The organism is Pseudonocardia sp. DSM 110487, from assembly GCF_019468565.1.
GTDB lineage: Bacteria > Actinomycetota > Actinomycetes > Mycobacteriales > Pseudonocardiaceae > Pseudonocardia.
On sequence record NZ_CP080521.1, the window covers coordinates 6,381,402 to 6,403,038 of the forward strand.

At 72.1% G+C, this 21,637-nt stretch carries 21 protein-coding genes and 1 pseudogene; 9 read left to right on the forward strand and 13 right to left on the reverse strand.

Annotated features, from left to right (window positions below; genetic code table 11):
- Nucleotides 1-123: 123 nt before the first annotated feature.
- From K1T35_RS29735 to K1T35_RS29745, 3 genes are all read right to left on the reverse strand, one after another.
- The gene (locus K1T35_RS29735) at nt 124-2,031 is read right to left on the reverse strand and encodes an HNH endonuclease signature motif containing protein (protein ID WP_220255106.1); all 1,908 of its coding nucleotides are present in this window, start codon (nt 2,029-2,031) and stop codon (nt 124-126) included.
- Between the two features lie 294 nt (nt 2,032-2,325).
- Entirely contained in the window at nt 2,326-3,306 is a 981-nt protein-coding gene (locus K1T35_RS29740) for a cyclase family protein (RefSeq protein ID WP_255620882.1), read from the reverse strand.
- Between the two features lie 471 nt (nt 3,307-3,777).
- On the reverse strand, nt 3,778-4,587 hold the full coding sequence (locus K1T35_RS29745) for a PaaX family transcriptional regulator C-terminal domain-containing protein (RefSeq protein ID WP_220255108.1): 810 nt from the start codon (nt 4,585-4,587) through the stop codon (nt 3,778-3,780).
- Between the two features lie 207 nt (nt 4,588-4,794).
- Between K1T35_RS29745 and K1T35_RS29750 the strand changes: the two genes are divergently transcribed.
- Nucleotides 4,795-5,133, forward strand: coding sequence for a hypothetical protein (locus tag K1T35_RS29750; RefSeq protein ID WP_255620883.1), 339 nt, complete (start codon nt 4,795-4,797; stop codon nt 5,131-5,133).
- 81 nt (nt 5,134-5,214) lie between these two features.
- Here K1T35_RS29750 and K1T35_RS29755 read toward each other — a convergent pair whose 3' ends face one another.
- The 6 genes and pseudogenes from K1T35_RS29755 to K1T35_RS49835 form a co-directional block, all read right to left on the reverse strand.
- A complete protein-coding gene (locus tag K1T35_RS29755) occupies nt 5,215-5,394 on the reverse strand; it encodes a hypothetical protein (protein ID WP_255620885.1) in 180 nt (59 codons plus the stop codon).
- Entirely contained in the window at nt 5,394-6,476 is a 1,083-nt protein-coding gene (locus K1T35_RS29760; RefSeq protein ID WP_220255109.1) for a LacI family DNA-binding transcriptional regulator, read from the reverse strand. The genes K1T35_RS29755 and K1T35_RS29760 overlap by 1 nt, the downstream gene beginning before the upstream one ends.
- Nucleotides 6,477-6,489: 13 nt before the next feature.
- A complete protein-coding gene (locus K1T35_RS29765; protein ID WP_220255110.1) occupies nt 6,490-7,593 on the reverse strand; it encodes a zinc-binding dehydrogenase in 1,104 nt (367 codons plus the stop codon).
- Complete coding sequence (locus K1T35_RS29770; protein WP_220255111.1) at nt 7,590-8,858, reverse strand: Tm-1-like ATP-binding domain-containing protein; 1,269 nt, start codon at nt 8,856-8,858, stop codon at nt 7,590-7,592. Before K1T35_RS29770 ends, K1T35_RS29765 begins: the two co-directional genes overlap by 4 nt.
- A gap of 111 nt (nt 8,859-8,969) precedes the next feature.
- Entirely contained in the window at nt 8,970-10,031 is a 1,062-nt protein-coding gene (locus K1T35_RS29775) for an ABC transporter substrate-binding protein (protein ID WP_255620886.1), read from the reverse strand.
- A 71-nt stretch (nt 10,032-10,102) separates the two neighbouring features.
- Nucleotides 10,103-10,366, reverse strand: a pseudogene (locus K1T35_RS49835) (ABC transporter permease subunit); the annotation flags it as partial.
- 117 nt (nt 10,367-10,483) lie between these two features.
- Between K1T35_RS49835 and K1T35_RS29785 the strand changes: the two are divergent.
- On the forward strand, nt 10,484-11,833 hold the full coding sequence (locus tag K1T35_RS29785) for an MFS transporter (RefSeq protein WP_220255114.1): 1,350 nt from the start codon (nt 10,484-10,486) through the stop codon (nt 11,831-11,833).
- Nucleotides 11,834-11,978: 145 nt separating this feature from the next.
- Here the strand turns inward: K1T35_RS29785 and K1T35_RS29790 are convergent, their stop codons facing one another.
- Both K1T35_RS29790 and K1T35_RS29795 read right to left on the reverse strand, forming a co-directional pair.
- Nucleotides 11,979-12,371: an STAS domain-containing protein gene (locus tag K1T35_RS29790; protein ID WP_220255115.1), complete on the reverse strand. Its 393-nt coding sequence runs from the start codon at nt 12,369-12,371 to the stop codon at nt 11,979-11,981.
- A 34-nt stretch (nt 12,372-12,405) separates the two neighbouring features.
- On the reverse strand, nt 12,406-12,669 hold the full coding sequence (locus K1T35_RS29795) for a hypothetical protein (protein ID WP_220255116.1): 264 nt from the start codon (nt 12,667-12,669) through the stop codon (nt 12,406-12,408).
- Nucleotides 12,670-12,703: 34 nt separating this feature from the next.
- Between K1T35_RS29795 and K1T35_RS29800 the strand changes: the two genes are divergently transcribed.
- Entirely contained in the window at nt 12,704-12,823 is a 120-nt protein-coding gene (locus K1T35_RS29800) for a helix-turn-helix domain-containing protein (protein WP_255620888.1), read from the forward strand.
- Nucleotides 12,824-12,856: 33 nt separating this feature from the next.
- Here K1T35_RS29800 and K1T35_RS29805 read toward each other — a convergent pair whose 3' ends face one another.
- On the reverse strand, nt 12,857-13,609 hold the full coding sequence (locus K1T35_RS29805) for an FkbM family methyltransferase (RefSeq protein WP_220255118.1): 753 nt from the start codon (nt 13,607-13,609) through the stop codon (nt 12,857-12,859).
- A gap of 54 nt (nt 13,610-13,663) precedes the next feature.
- Between K1T35_RS29805 and K1T35_RS29810 the strand changes: the two genes are divergently transcribed.
- Nucleotides 13,664-14,449 carry a putative protein N(5)-glutamine methyltransferase gene (locus K1T35_RS29810; protein ID WP_220255119.1) on the forward strand — a complete coding sequence of 262 codons (786 nt, stop codon included), beginning with the start codon at nt 13,664-13,666 and terminating at the stop codon, nt 14,447-14,449.
- Between the two features lie 143 nt (nt 14,450-14,592).
- On the opposite strand, the gene K1T35_RS29815 is transcribed toward K1T35_RS29810, so the two are convergent.
- Entirely contained in the window at nt 14,593-15,033 is a 441-nt protein-coding gene (locus K1T35_RS29815; RefSeq protein WP_220255120.1) for a helix-turn-helix domain-containing protein, read from the reverse strand.
- Between the two features lie 24 nt (nt 15,034-15,057).
- On the opposite strand from K1T35_RS29815, the gene K1T35_RS29820 reads away from it, so the two are divergent.
- From K1T35_RS29820 to K1T35_RS29840, 5 genes are all read left to right on the forward strand, one after another.
- Entirely contained in the window at nt 15,058-15,687 is a 630-nt protein-coding gene (locus K1T35_RS29820; RefSeq protein ID WP_220255121.1) for an FMN-dependent NADH-azoreductase, read from the forward strand.
- A gap of 138 nt (nt 15,688-15,825) precedes the next feature.
- Complete coding sequence (locus K1T35_RS29825; RefSeq protein WP_220255122.1) at nt 15,826-16,803, forward strand: hypothetical protein; 978 nt, start codon at nt 15,826-15,828, stop codon at nt 16,801-16,803.
- Nucleotides 16,800-17,261, forward strand: coding sequence for a DUF1992 domain-containing protein (locus tag K1T35_RS29830; RefSeq protein ID WP_220255123.1), 462 nt, complete (start codon nt 16,800-16,802; stop codon nt 17,259-17,261). The genes K1T35_RS29825 and K1T35_RS29830 overlap by 4 nt, the downstream gene beginning before the upstream one ends.
- A 78-nt stretch (nt 17,262-17,339) precedes the next feature.
- On the forward strand, nt 17,340-19,457 hold the full coding sequence (locus K1T35_RS29835; protein WP_220255124.1) for a serine/threonine-protein kinase: 2,118 nt from the start codon (nt 17,340-17,342) through the stop codon (nt 19,455-19,457).
- A 10-nt stretch (nt 19,458-19,467) separates the two neighbouring features.
- The gene (locus K1T35_RS29840) at nt 19,468-21,537 is read left to right on the forward strand and encodes a PQQ-binding-like beta-propeller repeat protein (protein WP_220255125.1); all 2,070 of its coding nucleotides are present in this window, start codon (nt 19,468-19,470) and stop codon (nt 21,535-21,537) included.
- Nucleotides 21,538-21,637 lie beyond the last annotated feature (100 nt).

Sequence of the window (21,637 nt, forward strand, 5' to 3'; positions counted from 1 at the left end):
CCAAGCCTACGACGCCACCGGCGCGACCTCGACACCCAGCGCGGTGGCGCCGACGAACTGGCGCGCGGTGATGCTCCCCGCCGTCATGATCGGACACAGGGCGAAGTCGGACACAGGGCGAAATCAGAAAGGCGGGGGTTCGTCCTCGTCGTCGAGTGGGGCGGCCTCGCCGTTCCAGAGGTCGGTGGAGCGGCGGGCGCGCTCGATCCGCTCGAGCCGGTCGGCGAGGTCCTTGGGAAGGTCACGTTTCGGGGCCTTGTCGGGCGGCAGCTCATCGTCGGGGCGGTAGTCGTAGGGGTCGCTGTGATACCGGTGCCCGGTCGGCGTGATCCACTGGATCCGGCCGTCCGGCAGCGCCCGCACCGCCCACCCGGGGGCGTGTTTCATCTGGTGCTCGTGTCCGCAGCAGCCGTGCAGGTTCTTGTCGTTGGTCGGTCCGTCCGGGTAGGGCTCGATGTGATCGAGGTGGCCGTCCAGTGCGCGACGGCGGCAGATGGGACTGCGGCAGTACACGTCCCGGGCGCGCACGAAGTCGGCCAGCCCGGCCGGGGGCCGGTAGGTGGTGCGGCCGTAGTCGAGCAGTGTGCCGGACAGCTTGTCGTAGACGAGGCGTTTGAGGGTGGCGTCGGCCGCGATCTCCCTGGTCAGGTCGGCCGGGATGGCGCCGTATCCGACCAACTCGCAGGGCTGGTCGTCTTTGCCGATCAGGGTGGAGAACGGCATCAGGACCTGCACGAGGGGCTTGCCCGGGTTCATTGGCCGCGGCGGTGACCCGCCCCCGCCGCCCGGCGGTGCGTGCCCTCCGGCGCCGCCATCGTCGGACCGGTTCGCGGCGCTGCCGGCTGTGCTGCTTCCGCTGCCGCCGCCCTGGCCGGCATCGGCACCGGCTGCGTTCGCGTCGGCTGCGTTGGCGTCGGAACTGTCGGTGTCGGCCTCGGCTTCGAAGTCGGTGACAGTGTCGAAGTCGGTGACAGTGTCGAAGTCGGTGACAGTGTCGAAGTCGGTGACAGTGTCGAAGTCGGTGACAGTGTCGAAGTCGGTGACAGTGTCGAAGTCGGTGACAGTGTCGAAGTCGGTGACAGTGTCCGCCTCACTGTCGTGGTTGCTGTCGGGGGCGGCCCAGGTGAGGCGGCCGGTGAGCAGGGCGACCATCAGGTCGGCGCGGCGGGCGTCGATGCCGCGGGAGTCGTCCTTGCCGTAGCCGTGGGCGAGGCGGGTGAGCCACTGGTAGCTGGCGTGGGCGTCGGGTGCGGACAGCAGCGCCCACAGTGTGGCCATGCCGTCGTGTTCCTCGCCGAGGGAGACGCGGCGGTCGCGGCGGGCGGCCTTGTGCCGTTCGGCGGCGCCTTCGGGGTCGATGCGGATGACGGCCCGTTTCAGGGCGGCCTTCAGCTGGCCCACCGTCTGGTCGGGGGCGCGATCGAGCACGCGGCGTTGCACCGCCCGAGCCTTGTCGGCGGACAGGTAGTGGGTGGCGTCGCAGATCGCGCCGACCCGGCGTTCGTCCAGGCAGCCCTGCTGCCACAACGCGAGGGTTTCCGGCAGCACCTGCTCCAACTGCTGTGCCCGGCCGATGCGGGCCTTGGCGGTCCCGCGGGCGAGTTTCAGGGCGAGTCCGACCTCGTCGGGGGCGAACCGGCTCATCGTGCAGGGTTTGTCGGTGGCGACCATGGTGGGGTCGTCGCCGGGGCGGCGGCGGGCGAACTCGGCCAGCAGCCGGGCCTGGCGGGCTTGGGCCCAGGCGGTGAGGCGTTCGAATCCGACCATCGCGTCGATCAGCTGCGCGTCGCTCAGCCCGTCCTCGCACTGGGTGTCGGTGTCGATTTCCAGGGCGAAGAACCCGGAGGGGCTGGTGTTGCCGAAGGTTTGGTCGTCCCCGCCCTGGCGCAGTTCGCGTTCGATCGCCGCCCAGGCGAAGGCGTCCTCCAGCTCGGTGTCGACCGGGGTAGCGGGGTCGTCGGCGATCGCCGCGGACCCACAGCCGGTATCGAACATATGTTCGAGTCTAGCAGGATGTGATCGCGGTCGCAAGGATCACGATCGCAGCCACCCCCGACAGGAGCAGTGGCGTCACGGTCCTCCAAGGAGGCGCGGTCCCACCTCACGGGCCTGCCCGCGCACGCCGACGCTCCCCGCCGACGGGAGCAGCGGCTCCAGCAGCGCCCACGGCCCGTCGGTCATCGTCGAACCGGAGTGGAAGTGCCGCGGTGAGGGACGGACACCACCCCGCGCCCCGCGACCGCTTCACCGAGGTGCCCGGACGCCCCTGCCGGCACGCGCTCCGTTCTGCCGCGGTGCTCCCGTTCACCGGCGTATTTCGGTCAGCTAGCCAAGAGCCAACGGCGGCGTGTTGCCGCACGTTGCGCCTTCGGCGTACTGCGGGGTCACGGCGAAGACGAACTCGTACACCCGATCATTTCCGGGGCCATCGGTCACATAGGACTCGCCGATACGAATCCCGTTGCGCATGAGCAGTTCCTGGTGCACCGGAAAGGCCGTTCCGTCATTGTTCACCGGGCTGCCGAGCACCTCGAGCGCCCACGTGTCGCTCCCGATGATGGCTGGCCGGAACTGGGCCAGCCAGCGGGCCTCGCGCAGGTAGATGCCCGGCATCCCGTTCGCCGCCTCCCAGCGCGCGATGTCCGCGGGGTCACGTCGAGCCAGTAGCTGGTTCCAGCCCGTGCGCAACAGCACGACGTCGCCCCGCTCGATCGCGCCTATCCCGCCGAGTTCCATGGCCGCGGTGAGATCCTCGACGGTGATCCGGTAGGTCTCGCGCAGCAGCGGCTTGCCGTTGGTCGCGGGTTCGGCGAGGTCGCCCGCCGGGCCGTTCGCGAGCTTGACGCCGAGCACGTCCAGGAGCACGCCGCGGGTCACGACCGGACCCATGTGCTCGTTACCGAGTCTGCTGGTTCCATGGCCCTCGGCGATGTCGGGCCCACGCAAGCCGTTGTAATAGAACTCGGCCGCGCCGATGTGGTTGAGATTGTCCAGCTGACTCGCGATCTGGTACGTGGTCGCCAACGGCACCGGGTGCTTCGGAGACAGCTCGGCCACGAACCGCTCCTCGTGATAGCTGAGCTTGTTGGCAGCCAGCGGTTCGGTGCTCATCACTATCCCGCCGCCGTCCTGATACCCCGGCGGAGGCTGATACCCGCTGATCGTGAGCCGCTGCTCGTAGGTTCGGCGGGGATCGGTCTTGAACGCCGGGAAACCGTTCCACATCAGCTCCCCCAGGTTGTACGTCCGAACCTCGGGGCGAGCGCCCAGCACCGCCAGCGCCGCCGCCGTCTTCTCCGGGGTCACCTCGTTGAACGCACCCCGCTGGTCGTCGGGGCCATACCGGCTCGGTGCCCAGTCCCCCAGGTTCGCCGGGTCGCTGTAGTCGAACGGCGTGTCGTCGAAGTCAGTCGGTGGGGCATCTCGGGAGGCCCCGATCGCGGTCGCCGAATCCAGCCCGACCCCGGCGATCGCCGCGACACCGACGGCGCCCGCAGCACCGGCCATCCGGATCGTGTCGCGCCGGCCGAACTGATGCTTGCTGAGGAAGTTGCGGAGCAGGTCAGGATTCATGGTCGCCTCCCAGCCGCGGTCGCAGGCCGTTTCCGTCCGGACAGGACACGCGCTCGAACTACATGCCCCAGAGGACGAGGACGTACACGCGTTGCTGGCTGGCGCACCCGATGCCGAGCACCTGGAGCTCCCAGGCGCCGCGCCGTCGAGGCTGTTGCTGGTCGAGTGCCCGACGGTCGTCCAGATTCCGTAACGCTCAGCAGTTCAGGAGGCCTGCGCGAGCTCCCCGAGCACCCCGTCCACGTACGCCTCGGCGGGCGCGCGCAGCAGCCCGTGGGCCTCGAGGAACACCTCGTGGGCCGCCCGGCCCGACCAGCCCTCCGGCAGCAGTTCCGGCGGTAGGTCGGGGTCGCGGAAGGGGAAGCGCCGGTAGTCGTGCACCAGCCGCATCCGCGCCACGAGGGCCTCCCGCCCCGCGAGCCCGTGGCGGTAGGCGGCGAGGCGGGGCCGGTACTCCGCCAGCAGGACCGCGTAGTCGCGGTCGAGCCCGGCGAGGTCCCACGCGCGGCTCGCCATGTCGCGGTCGGCGGCCGGCCCGTCCGACCGGGACCGGAGCACGTCCAGCCGCACCGAGGCGTGCTCGGCGATGTGGCTGCGCACCTCGGGTGTGCGATCGTGCGGGCTGATCCAGACCGACGGGGCAAGTGGCCCGAACCCCAGCCACGCCAGCTGCTTGCGCAGCCCCTCGCGCAGCGCCCGCTCGGTCTCGGGAACCTGGTAGATCACGGTGTGCCACTGCCCGTCCCACGGCCCGGTGGCACGGTCGAAGATCCGGGACCGGCCTTCGTCGAGCAGCCGCCACGCCGTGCCGGTGAGCACGTAGACGGTCTCGCGCCCGTCGCGGCGACTGTCGAGCCAGCCCTCCTTGCGCAGCCGAGCGGCCACCACCCGCACCGTGGGCTCCGGGACGTCGAAGCAGGCCATGAGCGCCACGAGCGCTCGCAGCCGGACCTCGCCGCCCCGGTAGCGCAGGTAGTCGCCGAACAGGTCGAACACGAGCGAACGCGCTTTCACGCAGGTCAGCATATCCGTGACATGAGACAGACGGGCGTCGCGCGATCGTCCGGAACCGCCGAAGGCCGCCCAGAAGCGCACCGCGAAACAGCCGGGCTACTGATCCATTCGCGAGCGCTCCGTCAACACTTGGACCAGCCGGTGTTCCTGGCGCGCGCCAGGGGGCAAGCTACCAACGCTCATCCGAGCGGCGACGACGTGCCACGAGTGATCCCGATGATCCAGTGCCACTACGGCGTACCTTCAGCCGATATCTGGAAGTCCGGCGACGACTGTGTCGGGATCAGCGAGGGAGCATACGACTTCGGGCTTCCCGCCTTCGGCGCGGTGATGCGCGTCATCGACGAGCAGAACCGGTCCGCGGCGGACAAGTGCGACCCGAACGGGGAGCCGGCGACCGTCGGCGTGCTGCTGACGATGACCGACCCCTTCGCCGGCAGCCGCGCACTCCACGAACTCGAAGGCATGGCCGCAGGGCAGCGCATGGCCAATGGAACGGGCTGCCTGCACCCCGTGAAACTCGTCGTGGGGCTGGCTGCCATGTGACGGCTGCGCGTGCGGCGGGGGGCAGTTCTGCCCAAGTGATCGGCGGCATCGACATGGGGAGAGCCCCCTTGTGAACCGAGGTCAGAATGTGGCGATCGGGTCGACCGGGCTGCCGGACGTACCGGCGAAGCGGACTGGCGCAACCGCGAGGTGGAAGTCCCACTGGCCGAGCTCGGCAGCCGTCGTCGCGCACACCTCCACGTCGCAGTTGTCGAGCATCCACAGACCCACCGCGACGAGGCCCACGGCGTGAACCGGCATCAACACGTCGTCGTACCCCGACGGCTGAACGCCCTGGGGGGTGTCGGCGACGAGATCAGCGGGCCCGCCGGTGGCGCGGTGCTGTCCCGGACCATCAACCTCGTTGGCATGGTCTCCAGCCGGGACGACGTGGTCCCCTCCAGCTGGGCGAGCAGCAGGCGCATGGCCGCCCGCCCCATCTCGTAGGTCGGGATCGCGACCGTCGTGAGGGTGGGCCGGACGTACCGCGCGATCGGCGTGTCGTCGAACCCGACCACGGAGACGTCCTCCGGCACGCGGCGCCCGGCGTCGGCGGTCGCGGCGTAGGCGCCGAGCGCGATCCGGTCGTTCGCGCACAGCAGGGCGGTGGGCGGCGGCACGGCGGCGAGGATCTCCCGCGTGGCTGCGTAGCCGCTCTCCTCGGTGAAGTCGCCGTACCGCACGACCGGCGCGCCGAGGCCTGCGACCTTCAGCGCATCCCGGTAGCCCTGGGCACGGTCCTGCACGGTAGTGGACGAGGCCGGCCCGCCGAGGAACGCGACCCGGCGGTGCCCGATCCCGATGAGGTGCTCGGCGGCCTCCCGGCTCGCCGCCACGTTGTCGACGCGCACCGACGGGTGAGCGGTGAGGTGCCGGCCGACGGCCACCAAGCCCGTGCGGTACGTGCCGAGCACCGCGGTGCGGTCGGGCGCGTCGGCCCAGCCGCCACCGGCCACCACGATCCCGTCGACGCGGGACTTGATCAGGGTGTCGAGGTAGCCGGAGATCTTGGCGGGGTCCCGGTCGGTGTTGCAGAGCACCACGCGGTAGCCGTGGCTCGACGCCGCGTCCTCCACGCCCCGAACGAGCGGCGGGTAGTAGGAGTTGGAGATGTCCGGGACGACGAGGCCGATCGCGGACGAGCGCTGCTGCAGCAGGGCGCGCGCGAGATCATTGGGCCGGTAGCCGAGCTGGTCGATCGCGCGCTCGACCCTGTCCCGGGTCTCCTTGCGCATCGGGACGGCGGCCGAGGCCGGGCTGAGCACGCGGGACACCGTGGCAACGGATACACCCGCCGCCGCGGCCACGTCCCGGATGCTGACAGCAGCCTTGCTTCTCGGCATCGACCCATCGTCCTCAGGGAACCAGCACGACCTTCATCGGGTCACCCTCGCGCTCACGCACCACGCGGAACGCCTCGGCGATGTCCTCGAGCGGGAACCGGTGGCTGACGAGCTCCTCGCCGCGCAGTCCGCCACTCGCGGCCATCGCCATCGCGCGCTTGACGTTGTTGCCACCCTCGCCGCGCGAGGTGTACATCGAGATGTCGCTCCGCACGGCCGCCGACAGGTCGAGCGTCACCGGGCCGGGGTAGAAGGCGACGAACACGATCTTCCCGGCGCGCTTGGTCATCCCGATGCACTGGTCGGGCACGCCGGGACCGCCGGAGGTCTCGATCACCCAGTCGGCACCGTCGCCGCCGGTCAGCTCCCGCACGCGGGCGACCGGGTCGGTCTCCCGGGCGTTGATGATCTCGGTGGCACCCAGCCGCGCCCCGAGCTCGAGCCGGGACTCGCGCGTGCCGACCAGCGTCACGCTGCGGGCCGCGAGCTGGCGGCACAGCTGCACGGTCATCAGCCCGATCGGTCCGGGCCCGACCACCACGACGTCCTGGCCGGCCATGTACCCGCCTGCCACGTCGATGCCGTAGAGGCCGGTGCCCGCGGTCGTCACGAGGACGGCGTCGGCGAACGAGATGTTCTCCGGCATCTTGTAGAGCGCCTTGACGTCGTGCACGGCGTACTGGGCGAACCCGCCGTCGACGGTGATGCCGCTGGCCCGCTGCCCCTTGCCCGGCTTGGCGTAGTTCAGGCAGGCGGTGTACTTGCCGATGATGCAGTTGTCGCAGCGCCCGCAGCCGGCGTGCACCTCGATGGCCACGCGGTCGCCGACGGCGAACTCGTCGACGGACTCGCCGAGCGCCACCACCGTGCCGGCCCACTCGTGGCCGGGGGTGAACTCGCCGAACGGCGGGGTCTGCGGGAAGTGGCCGTCGAAGATCTTCAGGTCGGTGCCGCAGGTGCCGCACATCGCGACCTCGACGAGCACCTGGTGCGGGCCGGGCCGGGGCACCGGGCGGTCGATCACGCGGATGTCGCCGGGGCCGAAAAGCACGGCGGCACGCATGCTGTCCGGGATCGGGCGCGTGGCGGTGGGTGCTGTCTGGACGTCGGCGGTCATGTCACTCCTCGGATCGGTATCGCTGTGGCGGTCGCGCGGGTCGGCAGGTGCCGCAGAAGGGCGTCGGCGGCCTCCACCGCGAGCCGCGGGTCGTTGATCGACAGGTCCAGCTCGCCGTACTCGACGTGCGGGGCGAGATCTGCCCGCAGCCGGGCGACGAACGCGGCGTTCGCCTCAGGATCATGCAGGATGCCGCCGGGCGAGCCGACCTCGGACCAGCCCTTCAGCGGAACGAGGACGGCGGTCGGTCCGGTGGCGGCGTTCGCGCGTTGCGCGAAGAGGGCACCGAACCGGTCCAGCTCCGCCGCCCCGGCCCGGACGTTCGTGTTCTGCGAGTTGTGGTGGTGCACGGGCCGGCCGCGCAGGTGCGCCGGAATCGTGTCGGCGGCGCCGAAGCAGAAGTACTCGCACCCGCCGGGCACCAGCACCTGCGGGATGCCCCGCTCCCCCGCGGCGGTGAGCCTGCCGGGACGGACGGGCGCGTAGATGTCGGCGGGCTCGATCTCACCCAGCAGTTCGTGCGTGGTGAGGTCGAGCACGCCCGCGAACATGCCCTCGGCGACCAGCCGCTCCATGGCCGACCCGCATGCGCCGGAGGCGTGGAACGCGACCGTGTCGACGCCGGCCGCCCGCAACCGGTCGGTCGCGGTGGTGACCGCGGCGTGGGTGTTGCCGAACGCCGTGGTCGCGACGAGCGGGCGGGCACCGTCGAGCGGTGCCGGCCTGCCCGCCGCGACCATCCCGGCGACCGCGGCCGCCGCCCCGCGCAGGACGGGGGCGGTGACCGCGTTGGGACCGCCGAGCAGGTCGGCGACCGAGAACATCATCGTGACGTCGCTGTCACCGACGTAGCCGCGGACGTCTCCGGAGGCGACCGTGGACACGATCACCTTCGGCACCCCGTACGGCAGCGACCGCATCGCCGCGGCCGCCACAGCGGTGCCCTGGCTGCCCCCGATCGCGAGCGCGCCCGCGAGCTGCCCTGCGCCGTGCCAGATGCGCAGCAGGAGACCCGCGCCTGCGGCCATCTCGGTCATCGCCCGATCCCGCCGGGTGCCCTCGCGCAGGTCCGCGAGTGACGCCCCGGCGGCGTGCGCGACGGCCTCGGCGGGGATGTCGCGATCCGGGTCGGTGAGCTCGGTGGGCCGTAGCCCGACGTCGACGAGCCGGGTGGGGATCCCGAGCTCGGCGAGCACGTCGCGGAGGTAGAACGCCTCGCCCGCCTTGGTGTCCAGGGTGGCGAGCACCGCGACGAACGGGCCCATCAGCGGACCCCTGCGAGGAGGACCGCGTCGTCGGGGGGCGCGACGACGTGGTCCCCCTCGCCAACCTCGTCTGCCATCAACCGTGCCTTCCCCATCGGGGTCGCCCGGGAGTCAGCGCCAGCGCGCGTCGCCGGCCTGCACGCCCAACGAGTCGACGGCGTCGATGACGGGGCCGGCATCGACGAGCTGCTCGTAGACGGGGGGTTCGTTCTCGAGGATCCCGAGCTCGCCCATCCGGCGCATCGTCGCCTTGATGCGGGCCTTGTCGAGCCCGGTGTTGACCGGGAACACGGCCTTCTGGGTGAGCAGGGTGTCGTAGGCCTGCGAGATGACCTGCTCGTCGAACTGGGTGGTCGCGGCGACGATCCGGACCGTCTCGTCCTTGTTCTCGTACATGAACCGGTGGGCGCGGGTCAGTGCCGTCATGAACCGGACCGCGACGTCCCGATTGGCCTCGAGCCACGCGCGCGACACGAAGTAGGTGCCGTAGTGGTACTCGGGCACGATCGAGTCCAGCTCGGCGATCGTGTGCATGCCCGGGTTGTCGCGCTGCACCGCGATGGCCTGCTCGGTCTGCAGGATCGCGTTCTGGATCCGGCCGTCCACCAGGGCGGAGTTGTAGGACTGCGCGTCGACCGGGATGTACTGGACGTCGTTCGGCGTGAGGCCGGCCGACTGCAGGACGAGGCGGGTCATCACCTCGCGGAAGGCGCCGACCTCCTGCACGCCCACCTGGCGGCCGCGCAGGTCGGCCGCGGTCGCCACGTCGGCGGGGGCGACCGCGGAGACCGTCAGCTTGTCGGTGTAGGCGCCGATGACGGCGACGTCCCCGCCGCCCGCCGATGCGTTCACCACCGGCTCGATGCTGGCGGCGCCGATCTCCAGCGCGCCGCCGACCACACCCTGCACGACCGAAACGCCCGAGCGCAGGTTCTGCGCCTCGACGGTCAGGCCGACCTCGGAGAGGAAACCCTTCTCGATCGCCACGGCGAGGTCGGCGTTGGCGAAGCTGGTGACCCCGGTCGGGAGGCCCACCCGGATCGCCTGCCCCTCGGGCCGCGGCTCGCCGCCGCTCTGGGACGGGGCGTCGCCGAATGCCCCGCATCCGGCGAGCGTGCCCGCCACGGCGAGGGCGGCGAGCGCGGTACGAAGACGTCTTGCGGGTCGTCGCATGGATCAGTCCTTTGCTGCCCACCGCACGACTTGTGCGCTCGGCCCATTCGAGCAAGTGCTGCCGGTGTGGTGCCGAGCAGCGAGATCAGCAGGATCGGGACGAAGGTGCGGTCGGTGCGGAAGCTGTTGGCGTTGGTGACGATCAGATTGCGGAGGCCTGCGATGGCCGTGTAGACCTCCGCGACGATCACGCCGATCAACGCGCGTCCGATGGCCAGCCGCAAACCGGTGACAACATACGGCAGCGCCGAAGGCAAGATCAGGTCGCTCCACCCTCCTGCTCTCTCTGGAGCAGCAGGACTGCGCCACCTCGACCAGGTGGCGGCCGGATCCACGGCAACCGGCGCATGCGCCCTCCCGGCTCGCGAGCCGCCTCGTCTGGGCGTATCGTCCGGTTCGACTTCGGAAATGTCGTTCCGCTACGCGGAATTTGAGCTCATCGGGGAGCTGGCATGACCACTCGACCCACCGGGAAGGCAGCGGCGAACGAGGGGACGACCGAGCCGCGTGGGCTGCGGAGAGTCGTCTTCGGCGCGCTCGTCGGCACCGCGCTGGAGTGGTACGACTTCTTCATCTACGGCACCGCGGCGGCGCTCGTCTTCAACGTGCTGTTCTTCCCCCAGAGCGACCCCGCCATCGGCACGATCACCGCGTTCGCCACGTTCGGCGTCGGGTTCGTGTTCCGGCCGCTCGGCGGGATCCTCTTCGGGCACATCGGCGACCGCATCGGGCGCCGGGCAACGCTCATCATCACCACGCTGGTCATGGGGCTCTCGACCGGCGTCATCGGGTTGCTGCCGACCTACGAGACGATCGGCGTATGGGCGCCGGTGCTGCTCGTGCTCCTGCGGGTGCTGCAGGGGCTGGGCGCAGGGGCCGAGTTCGGCGGCGCGTCCACCCTGCTCGCCGAGCACGCACCGGCGCACCGCCGCGGCTACTACTGCTCCTACGCCCAGACCGGCGTGCAGGTCGGCCTCGTGCTCGCGACCGTGTCGTTCCTGCTGGTCGGCCTGCTCGACGACGAGCAGTTGTACAGCTGGGGCTGGCGGGTGCCGTTCCTGGTGAGCTTCCTGATGATCGGGGTGGCGCTGTACGTGCGGCTGCGGGTCGAGGAGTCGCCGGTCTTCCGGCGGATGCTCACCGAGCAGCAGGTGATCAAGCTGCCGGTGCTGGAGACGCTGCGCAGCTACCCGCGGAACCTGCTGATCGGTGTGGGCGCCCACATCGCCGACACCGCATGCGCCTACCTCTACGCCACGTTCACCGTCTCCTACGCCACCAGCACGCTCGGGATCTCCCGTCCCGTCGTACTGACCGGCGTGATCATCTTCGGGGTGGTCGTGATCGCGCTGCAGCCGGTGTACGGGGCGCTGTCCGACCGCATCGGCCGCAAGCCGCTCAACCTGTTCTCCATGGTGTTCACGGCGGTCTTCATCTGGCCGTTCTTCCTGCTGCTCCAGACCGAGCAGCCGGTACTGGTCGTGATCGCGCTCGTGATCGCCACCGCGCTCGGGTGGGCCCCGGTGATCGCGGTGCAGCCCGCGTTCTACGCGGAGCTCTTCGGCGCGCGGGTGCGCTACAGCGGGTTCGCCACCTCACGGGAGGTCGGCGCCGCCCTTGCCGGGTTCACCCCGCTCATCGCGGCCGCGATGGTGGCCGCGGCGGGCGGTGCCCCCTGGGTCGTCGCGGCGTACATCGCGGGCCTCTGCGTGATCTCCCTGATCGCGTTCGTGGCCGCTCCGGAGACCAAGGACATGGACATCGAGGAGGCGGGCCCGTCGCGGCTGGGAGCGAACCGGTGACCTAGCTGCTGCCGGGCGGCGGGCCTCCGGTGGCGGCCTTGTGCAGGACCTCCGGTGGCGCTCCAGACCGGCGGTCGTGGAGGGACTTCCTGATCGAGTTCCGTCACAAGCTGGCGCCGATCTCCCTGCCGACGACCTTTGCCGCTCACTCCGAGGTGCTGAACTGCACGTCCAGGTGCTCGTGGATGGCGGCCGCCTGGAACGCCCTGGCCACCGGCGAGCCAGGACCATCGATCACGATCTTCAGGGCGATGCCCCGCTGCATGGCGTGCTCGTGGGCGTCGACGAGCACGGCGAGGCCTGCCGAGCCGAGGAAGCTGACGCCGGTCAGATCGAGCACCACGTCAGTGGGCGCCGTCGAGCCGGCGACGTCCATGACCTCGTCGAGCGCCGCGCGCAGCCGCGGACCCGAAGCGATGTCGATCTCCCCGCTGACGGTCAGCACGCTGACCGCTCCGGTCTGGACCGGCGTGATCGTCACCATCCTCCGGCTGCTCCACTCGTCGTTGAGGTCCCACTCGGGCGAGCGAAGAACCATACCCCGAATGGAGGAGGGTGGGGACGGTTCGTGATCAGACCTGCCGTGCGGCCCACTCGCGCAGCGTGGTGGTACCGGTGCGGACGACCGCCGGGTCGGGCGGAGGGGCCTGCGCCGCCCCGGGCGGCGGCGGGAGGTACGCGGCGGCGACGCCCGCGGCAGCCTCCGGTCCGAGATGCGGCGCGAGCATCCGCTCGTACTCGGCCGGCTCGACCGTGCGCCAGCGCACCGGCCGGCGCAGCGCGAGCGCAAGTTCCGCCGCGGCCTCATCGCCGGTGAGCGCCTGCGGCCCAGCCACGACCTGCAGAGGCGGCGGGACCGGCGCGCGCACGGTGTACGCCGAGGTGCCCCCGCGGGTGGTCTACGAGCTGACCGAGCAGGGGCACAGCCTCAGCGGGATCCTGCACGCCATGCTCGTCTGGGGCGAGGAACACCCGGAGGCGGGTGGCTGAACCGGCGGCCCACAAGATCGGCGAGGTTCGCGGCTACCGGACCTGCTGACCGGCGAGGCGCGCGTAGACGTCGCCGGAGCGCCCGAGGGGGCGGACGCGCTCGAGCAGGCGAACCAGGTCCGCGGCCTCGAGCCAGCCGTCGGAAGCGAACCGCATGGTCTCGACGGGCGAGTAGTTGTACCGGTAGTCGCCGAGTTCGCGCACCCGCTCCAGCACGGCGAGGGCACGCTCGTGCGTGGGCGGCAGGTACTCGAACGACAGCGCGGGCAGCGGCTGGGAGAGCCCGGCCAGCACGTCCGCTTCGAATCCCTCGACGTCGATCTTGCAGAACGCCGGCACGCCGTGTGCGGCGATCAGCTCGTCGAGCGTGGTCACCTCCACCTCGACGGAGCGGTCCCACCGCACCCGCGCGAAGCTCCGGTCGGCCGCCACCGACTCCCGCCAGTCCTGCGACATCGACGACACGGTCGGCGTCGCGGTCGACACCCCCAGCCGGGCCCGCCCCACCTGGGCGCCGATCGCGCGGGGCTCGATCGTGACCTCGCGGTCCCGCGCGAAGAGCAGGCGCAGCACACGCAGGCAGTCCGGCTGCGGCTCGACGGCCACCACGCGCGATCCCAGCCGCCGCCACGTGCGCACCCGGCCACCGACGTGGGCGCCGATGTCGAAGGCGAGGTCGCCCGGACCGAGGAACTCGCCGTAGAGGCGCACCGCGCGGCGGTGCTTGGCGGGCTGACCGTGGTAGATGACCAGCGAGCGGGCGATACCCCATGCGCGGGCGAGCATCCGCAGACCGTACCGTTCTCGTCGCAGCACGAGACGGACACGGGAGGTGGGACCGTGACCGCAACCCCGCTTCCCACCCCCGCCTCCGACATCGTCGCCCGGCTCAGGGCGGCCGGCTGCGTCTTCGCCGAGGACGAGGCCCGGCTGCTCCTCGGCACCGCCGGCACACCCGCCGAGCTCGCCGCCATGGTCGAGCGGCGCGTCGCGGGCCTCCCCCTCGAGCACGTGCTGGGCTGGGCCGAGTTCGCCGGGCTGCGCATTGCGGTAGACGCGGGCGTCTTCGTCCCCCGGCGTCGCACCGAGCTCCTCGCCAGTGAGGCCGCGGCGCTGGCCGGGCCAGGGGCGGTCGTCGTCGACTTGTGCTGCGGCTCCGGCGCCGTCGGCGTCGCGGTGGCCGCGGCCGTGCCCGGCATCGAACTGCACGCCGCCGACGTCGACCCGGCGGCGGTGCGCTGCGCCCGCCGCAACGTCACCGGCGTTGGCGGGCACGTGTACGAGGGCGACCTCGACGCTCCCCTGCCCGCGACCCTGGCCGGCCGGGTGGACGTGCTGGTCGCCAACGCCCCCTACGTCCCCACCGACGCCGTCGGCCTCATGCCGCCCGAGGCCCGGCTGCACGAGTCGCGCGTCGCCCTCGACGGCGGCGCCGACGGGCTCGACGTCCAGCGCCGCGTGGCCGCCGCCGCTCCCCGCTGGCTCGCCCCGGATGGGTATCTGCTGATCGAGACGAGCGAGCGCCAAGCCCCGCACACGGCCGCGGCGATCACGGCCGCAGGCCTCGTCGCGCGCGTGGTGCACGCGGCGGAGCTGGACGCGACGGTGGTCGTCGGTCGACGCTGACCGCTGACTCACACACCGATCGCGCACCGGACCCCGGGCTTGCGCTGATCCGCCGACTTTCGGCGAGGGCGCGTGAAGAGTTGCTCGATTGTGCGGCTGGGCGTCGCAGCCTCGCCCGTGTTCCCCGCGAACACCTCACCCGGTCAGTCAGCGGTGATGCCCCAGCGCGAACCCCAGGGAGCCAGCGGGATCAGGACGCGTACCACCTCGCTGCCGCTCTGGCTCAGCGTGTACTTGATCTGCACCGGATGCGACGGGATGACCTCCCGGACCACCAGCCCGTGGCTCTCGAGCGACCGCAACCGCGCGGAGAGCAGGCGCGTCGAGATTCCGTCGACCTGCGCACGGATCTCGGTGAACCGCGTCGCGCCCCGACCGATCGCGAGCAGGATCGCGCCGTTCCACTTCGCGCCCACCAGCTCGACCGCGTTCTGGAACGTCGCGCAGTCGGCGTCGGTGATCTCGAGCTTGCTGTGCGCCGGCCGGATCTGAGCGTCCATGATAACCAATAGTAACCCGGTTACCAGCGAGGTGCGAGCCCCGACGGTGGACGCGAGCATGGACGTCGTCCCGGTGCGCTCCATCCGCAACCAGTTGGAAAGAGACACATGTCGTACCTGCTCCACATCGACTCGACCGCGTTCGACGCCGAGTCCTTCTCACGCCAGGTCGCGCGATCGTTCCGCGACGCCTGGCAGGGCGCCGTCGTGTACCGCGACCTGGCCGCCACCCCGGTCCCGCACATCACCGCAGCCGGCGTCTCTGCCCGGCTCACCGACCCGTCCCGGCACACCCTCGAGCAGAAGGCGGCACTGCTCATCCAGGACGAGCTGATCGAGGAGTTCCTGGGCGCGACCGCCTACCTGTTCACCGTCCCGATGTACAACTACACGATGCCCTCGACCTTCAAGGCGTGGCTCGACCAGGTCGTCGTCGTCGGTCGGACCATCGCCTTGCCGGACGGTCCGCCCGCGGCGGGGCGCCCGGCCGTCGTGGTCTCCGCGCGAGGCGGATCGTATGAGCCGGGCGTTCCCAACCACGGCATGGACCATCTCCTGCCCACCCTGGAAACCGTCATGGGTCCCCAGACCCTCGGCCTCGAGATCCACGCGATCAAGCCGCAACTGACACTCGCACCGGTGGTCCCCGCGATGGCCGAGCTCATCGATCTCCACACGGCATCCGTGGCCGAATCCCACGTCGAAGCCCGCCGGCTGGCCCACGTGCTCACCCGCTGAGCGACCAGGCGGGCGGTTCGCTCGCGCGTACCGGCGGGCGACCTCGGCGAAGGCCTGCTTCGGTTCCCACCGTCCGTCCGGCAGTGCCTTCACCACCCCGAACCCGGCCATGTCGAGGTCGTGGCGGGGGTCGGGGTGGTGCGGGAAGTCGGGCATCACGAACGTGAACACGAAGCAGCCGTGCACGCCCGCGTCGGCGTAGAGGTCGATGAGCTCGGCGAGGTACGCCGCCTGCACGCTCTCGTCGCGCACGTGTCCGTCGCGGACGCGCGGCGGTTGCGCGAACCAGTTCACGATGAGGAACGAGCCAGGGCCACGCCGGGCGGCCCCGACGTGGGCGCCGCACCCGAACTCGGTGACGATCATCGGCTTCCCGGCCTCGGCCGCCCGGGCGCGCAGCCGCCGCTCGTAGCCGGCCGGATCGTCGCCGAGCCGGTAGAGGTTGACACCGACGACCTCGAAGGCCGACCAGTCGACCTCCTCCCAGAAAGCGGCGGCATACGTCACTGGCCCGGCGAACTCCCGGCGCGCCACGGTCACCAGCTCGGCCAGGAGCGCGTTCAGCCTTCGGGTGATCCGGCGGTCGAACAGCCGCCGCCACCGCAGGATCACCTGCAGGCGCAGGAAGACCCAGCGGCCGGGCACCATCCCCCGCGACGAGAGCGAGAACTCGCTGCCGACGAGCAGCGTGACGCGTCCCGGGTGGCGGCGCCGCAGCTGCTCGGCGTCCGCCGCTACGCCCGCGAGGTGCACCCGCAGCCGGGCCGGACGCGCGTCGGGGAGGTAGGGCCGGACGTAGACGTCCAGATCGGCCTCCAGGGCCTGCCGGGAGGCGTCGGCCAGCCGGCCCCGGTCCGTGCCGATCAGCATCACCGCGGTGCAGTGCAGGTCCTCGCGGATCACCCTGAGGGCGGCCCGGACCTCGTCGGCCGGAATCCCCTCGACGGAGTAGGAGATGCCTCTGACCGTGAGCCCGCCCATGCGCCGAACGTAGCGGCCATGATCCGGGTCGAGGGGAGAACCGATACCCCTGTCGCGGCACTCGATACCTCGGAACGAGCGTCAGTCGTCGTGAACGTGCCGGGTACCGTCGCACGCAGGGGAGGGACGAGATGAGGAACGAGGCCTACTGGGCGCGCTACGAGTCCGTGATCGACCAACAGATCCGCAATGCCGAGGAGCGCGGCGACTTCGCCGACCTGCCCGGCAAGGGCAAGCCGCTGCCCGGCATGGACGGCCCGTACGACGAGAACTGGTGGATCAAGGGCTGGATCCAGCGCGAGGGCGTCCCGTCCGAGGCCCTGCTGCCCACCCCGCTGCAGCTGCGCAAGGAGAGCGAGCGGCTCCAGGAGACGGTGCGGGACCTGCCCACCGAGGAGGCCGTGCGTGCCGTGGTCTCCGAGCTGAACCGGCGCATCGCGGAGTGGGTCCGCGCGCCGTCGGGGCCTGCGGTTCCGGTGAAGCGGGTCGACCCCGAGGCGATCGTGCAGGGATGGCGGGCCGAGCGTTCGGCCCCGCCACCCGCGCCGGCAACCGGTAGGCCCACCCGCACGCGCTGGTGGCGCCGGAAGTAACGCACGTCACGCCCCCAACCACATTCGTGCACAAGCGGTCTTCCTGCTCGACGAGATCGAGCCGCCAGGAGGACGACCGTGTTGCGCTTGGGAGCCGAGGATCCGTACCAGGTCGGCCCGTTCCGGTTACTGGGCCGGCTGGGATCCGGTGGGATGGGTCAGGTCTTCCTCGGAGTCGGCCTGCACCGCGAGCTCGTCGCGGTCAAGCTGATCCACCGCACGTTCGCGTCCGACCCGGGCTTCCGGGCCCGGTTCCGCCATGAGGTCACGGCGGGCATGCGGGTGCGCGGCGGCGGGACGGCGCCGGTGGTCGCGGCCGACCCCGACGCCCCGATCCCGTGGCTCGCCACCGAGTACGTGCCGGGGCCGAGCCTCGACCGGGCCGTGCGCGAGACGGGCCCGCTGCCGCAGCGGACGCTGCACGTCCTCGCGGCCGGGCTGGCCGCCGCGCTCACCGGCATCCACGCGGTCGGTCTCCTGCACCGTGACGTCAAGCCGCCGAACGTGCTGCTCGCGGGCGACGGTCCGCGGCTGATCGACATGGGCATCTCCCGTGCGGTGGACGCCACGCAGCTCAGCGCGACCGGTGCCGTCGTCGGCACGCCCGCGTTCATGTCGCCGGAACAGGCCGAGGGCCTGGAGACCGGCCCTGCCTCGGACGTGTTCTCCCTCGGGGCGGTGCTGGCCTACGCGGCGCTCGGACGCGGCCCCTTCGGCGACGCGAACCCACTCGTCATGCTGCGGCGCATCGTCGACGACCCGGCCGACCTGCACGGGCTGGCCGGCCCGCTGCGCGGCCCCGTCGAGGCGTGCCTCGCCAAGCGGCCGGCCGACCGCCCGACCGCGGCCGAGCTCACCGCGCTCCTCGGCCCGGTCCCGACGCCGCCCTGGTCGTGGCTGCCGGCGTCCGTGGCCGCGCTGTTCCCGCCGCCACCGGACGTCCCGGCCCTCGTCGCGGCGAGCCACGCCCGGCAGCCGCCGGTCCCCGCACGCCGCGCGGTCGGCCGGCGTGCGCTCCTGGTCGGCGGCGCCGGCGTGCTGGGGCTGGCCGCGCTGGGCGGCACCGTCGCCCTCGCCCGGACCGTGCTCCCCCCGCCACGCCCGCCGGCCGTTCCGGACGTGCGGAGCCTGCCCGTCGCCCCGACGCCGACGTCCCCCGCCCCCGCATCGGCGGCCGCATCCTGGACCGCGGAGGGTCCGCCCACGACCAGCGCGCTCCGCACCGACGGCCACACGGTGTACGCGGGCGGCAAGGGCACCGTCGTCGCGCTGGACGCGACCACGGGGCGGAAGCGCTGGGAGTACACGGCACCGCCCGGCGGGGTCGGGTTCGACCCGTCCCAGGTCCGGTTCGCGATCGCCGACGGCACGGTCTACCTCGCCACCAACGGCGCCGCGATCGCGCTCGACGCGGCAACCGGCCGGGAGCGCTGGCGGCTCGTGTCGGACCTGACCGAGGGCTACCGGTCACTCGCCGGGATCGACGTGATGGCAGGCCCGGGCGTCGCCTACTTCGCCCACGGCCCGACCCTCTTCTCGATGGACCCCGCCACCGGCGACACGCGCTGGACCCACGTCGTCGACGGCAACTTCGCCGCCTCGCCCGAGATCGACGGCGACCACGTGCTGATCAGCAACGGCAACGGCGTCGACGCGCTACTGGCCGCCACCGGTGAGCTGGTGTGGCGCCGCCAGCCCGACGGCGGCAACGCCACCGAGCTGGGCGTGGCCCACGGGATCGCGTTCCTCACCGTCAACGTCGGGGGCGTGGTCGCGCTCGACACACCGACCGGGGCCGTGCGCTGGCAGGCACCCGTCGGAAGCGGCGACCTCGCAGGCGCCGAGGCGGACCGGCCGGTGGTCGTCGACGACGCCGTGATCGTGCGCGGACGCGACGAACAGCTGCACGCGTTCGAGATCAGCGACGGCACGCCCCGCTGGTCGCTGCCGGACCGGACGAACGGCGGCGGCACCGCCAAGGTCGCGCCGTTCGCGTTCCGCGACTCGACCGGTGGCCTCGTCTACACCGGCGACGACCGGGGCCGGATCTACGCGTTCGCGGTCGCGTCCGGCACGCGGCAGTGGGCGTACGCCCCCGCCGCCGGTTTCAACCCCGTACAGGTGATCACCGCCGCCGACCGCGTCGCCTTCGTCGCGGGCTTCGACGGCCGGATCTCGGCCATCCGGCCGGAATGAGGGACCCACGATGACGATCACGCATGCGCCACACCCCACCGACCCGCGCTCCATCGGCCCGTACCAGGTGCTCGGCGTGCTCGGCGTCGGCGGCATGGGCCAGGTCTACCTCGCGGCCGGGCCATCGGGACCCGTCGCGCTGAAGGTGGTGCATCCCGGGCTCGCCGCCGACCCGCGGTTCCGGACGCGCTTCGCGCGGGAGGTCGAGGCCAGTCGCCTGGTACGCGGCCCGTGGACAGCGGCCGTCGTGGACGCCGACCCGGACGCGAGCACGCCGTGGCTGGCCACCGAGTACGTCCCGGGCGTGCCGCTGAGCCGTGCGATCGTCACGACGGGCCCGCTCCCGCCACCGGCCGTCGCCGCGCTCGCGGCGCACCTGGCCCGCGCACTGACCGCGATCCACGAGGCCGATCTCGTGCACCGCGATGTCAAGCCCGGGAACGTCCTGCTCACCGCCGATCGGCCCAGGATGATCGACTTCGGCATCTCCAGAGCACTCGACGGCACGCGCATGACGAGCACCGGCATGGCGGTGGGCACTCCGGCGTTCATGTCCCCCGAGCAGGCCGACGGCAGCGAGCTCACCACTGCATCGGACCTGTTCTCGCTCGGGTCGGTGCTCGTGTGGGCCGCGACCGGAACAGGGCCCTTCGGCGAGGGCAACCCGGTCACGCTCCTGCGTCGGATCCTCACCGCGGAACCGGGTCTTGGTGCGCTGACCGGATCGGTCCGCGAGCTGGTGGCCGAGTGCCTGCGGCGGGACCCGGCGGACCGGCCGGCCGCTGCCGAACTGGCCGCCCGCCTGCCGCCCGCGCCGGTCGGAGGTGGGTGGCTCCCGCCCGCCGTCGCCGCGCTCGTTCCGGACCCCACCCGGTTCGCGGGGCCGCCTGCGCCCCCGCCGCTGCCCGCTCGCCGGGTGACGCGACGCGGCCTGCTGGTCGGGTTGGGCGCCGTACTGGCGACGGCGGCGGTCGGCGGCGCCGGGGCCGCGGCCGCCGGGCTGTTCCGCGGCGGCTCCGACCCGGTCACCGGCGGCCCGGCCAGGCCGCTCGCTCCGCGGTGGACCTACCCCACCGGCGGACCGGTGAGTTGCATGGCCGCGGGAGACGGTGTCGTCTACGCGGCGGGGGCGGACGCCGTGGCGCACACGGTCGACGTCCGCACCGGCCACGCCCGGTGGACGTACTCGCTGCGCGGAGGGGGCAGCCGCCACGTCCCCGCGGTCGTCGACGGCACCGTCTACATCGACGACGACCGGCTGACCGTGTACGCGCTCGACGCCACGGGTGCGTTGCGCTGGGAGGCCGACGGGCGGCTGATCGCGGCGAGTGCCGGGATCGTGTTCGCCAGCACCACCGACGGCACCTCCCGTGATCAGGTCACGGGCTACGACGCGGCCACCGGTGGGGTGCGGTGGAACTCACCGGTCGAGGACGCCCTCGGCATGGCCTTCGCCCTCGACAATCCCGGGGCCACCTCGGACGGTCGCGTGCACGTCGGGCTGGAGAACGCGCTGCGCACGCTCGATGCCGCCACCGGCAAGACGCTCTGGGAGCAGCCGCTTCCCGACCTGGCGACCGTCACGGCAGGCAGTTCGACCGTCTACGGAACGGGCGGCGCGGCGACCGCGGACTCCGTCCTCGTGGCGTTCGACGCCGCCACCGGTCGCGAACGCTGGCGCCGGGCCGTCGAGGACCGGTACGGCGAGATCGCGGTCCACGACGGAACGGTGTACGTCGACGGAGGCCACGGCGTCGGCCTGTCGGCGCTGGACGCGGAGACCGGCGAGCCCCGATGGGAGCTCGGGAGGGGCACGCCTTTCACCCGCGCGATGTACGGCACGGCTCCCGTCGTCGCGGGCGACACCTGCTACATCGGCGGCATCCGCATCGGCGGACTCGACGCCGACCCCGCGTTCACGCTGTTCGCCCACGACACCGCCACCGGCGAAGAGCGCTGGTCCGTCGACCTCGCCCTCGACACGGGCTACACCGCCTCCATCGCGCTCGTCGGCGACACGGTCGTGCTCGGCTCCGAGCGATTCGACGCCACCTCGGGCGCGATCGCGGCCATCGCCTGAGGTGGACGGCGCCTAGGAGGGTCCTGAACAGCTCAGGCCGTAGCGAGCGACGTCCAGGTGGTGTCCTCGCAAGGCGGACGATCGCGCCTATACCGCTGTT

Coding starts and splice junctions, on each gene's coding strand:
- K1T35_RS29755 (WP_255620885.1), bottom strand. CDS start 5,394: ATGCCGGTTCACGCCGTGGGCCTCGTCGCGGTGGGTCTGTGGATGCTC.
- K1T35_RS29760 (WP_220255109.1), bottom strand. CDS start 6,476: ATGCCGAGAAGCAAGGCTGCTGTCAGCATCCGGGACGTGGCCGCGGCG.
- K1T35_RS29765 (WP_220255110.1), bottom strand. CDS start 7,593: ATGACCGCCGACGTCCAGACAGCACCCACCGCCACGCGCCCGATCCCG.
- K1T35_RS29770 (WP_220255111.1), bottom strand. CDS start 8,858: ATGGGCCCGTTCGTCGCGGTGCTCGCCACCCTGGACACCAAGGCGGGC.
- K1T35_RS29775 (WP_255620886.1), bottom strand. CDS start 10,031: ATGCGACGACCCGCAAGACGTCTTCGTACCGCGCTCGCCGCCCTCGCC.
- K1T35_RS29785 (WP_220255114.1), top strand. CDS start 10,484: ATGACCACTCGACCCACCGGGAAGGCAGCGGCGAACGAGGGGACGACC.
- K1T35_RS29790 (WP_220255115.1), bottom strand. CDS start 12,371: ATGGTTCTTCGCTCGCCCGAGTGGGACCTCAACGACGAGTGGAGCAGC.
- K1T35_RS29805 (WP_220255118.1), bottom strand. CDS start 13,609: ATGCTCGCCCGCGCATGGGGTATCGCCCGCTCGCTGGTCATCTACCAC.
- K1T35_RS29815 (WP_220255120.1), bottom strand. CDS start 15,033: ATGGAGCGCACCGGGACGACGTCCATGCTCGCGTCCACCGTCGGGGCT.
- K1T35_RS29820 (WP_220255121.1), top strand. CDS start 15,058: ATGTCGTACCTGCTCCACATCGACTCGACCGCGTTCGACGCCGAGTCC.
- K1T35_RS29830 (WP_220255123.1), top strand. CDS start 16,800: ATGAGGAACGAGGCCTACTGGGCGCGCTACGAGTCCGTGATCGACCAA.
- K1T35_RS29840 (WP_220255125.1), top strand. CDS start 19,468: ATGACGATCACGCATGCGCCACACCCCACCGACCCGCGCTCCATCGGC.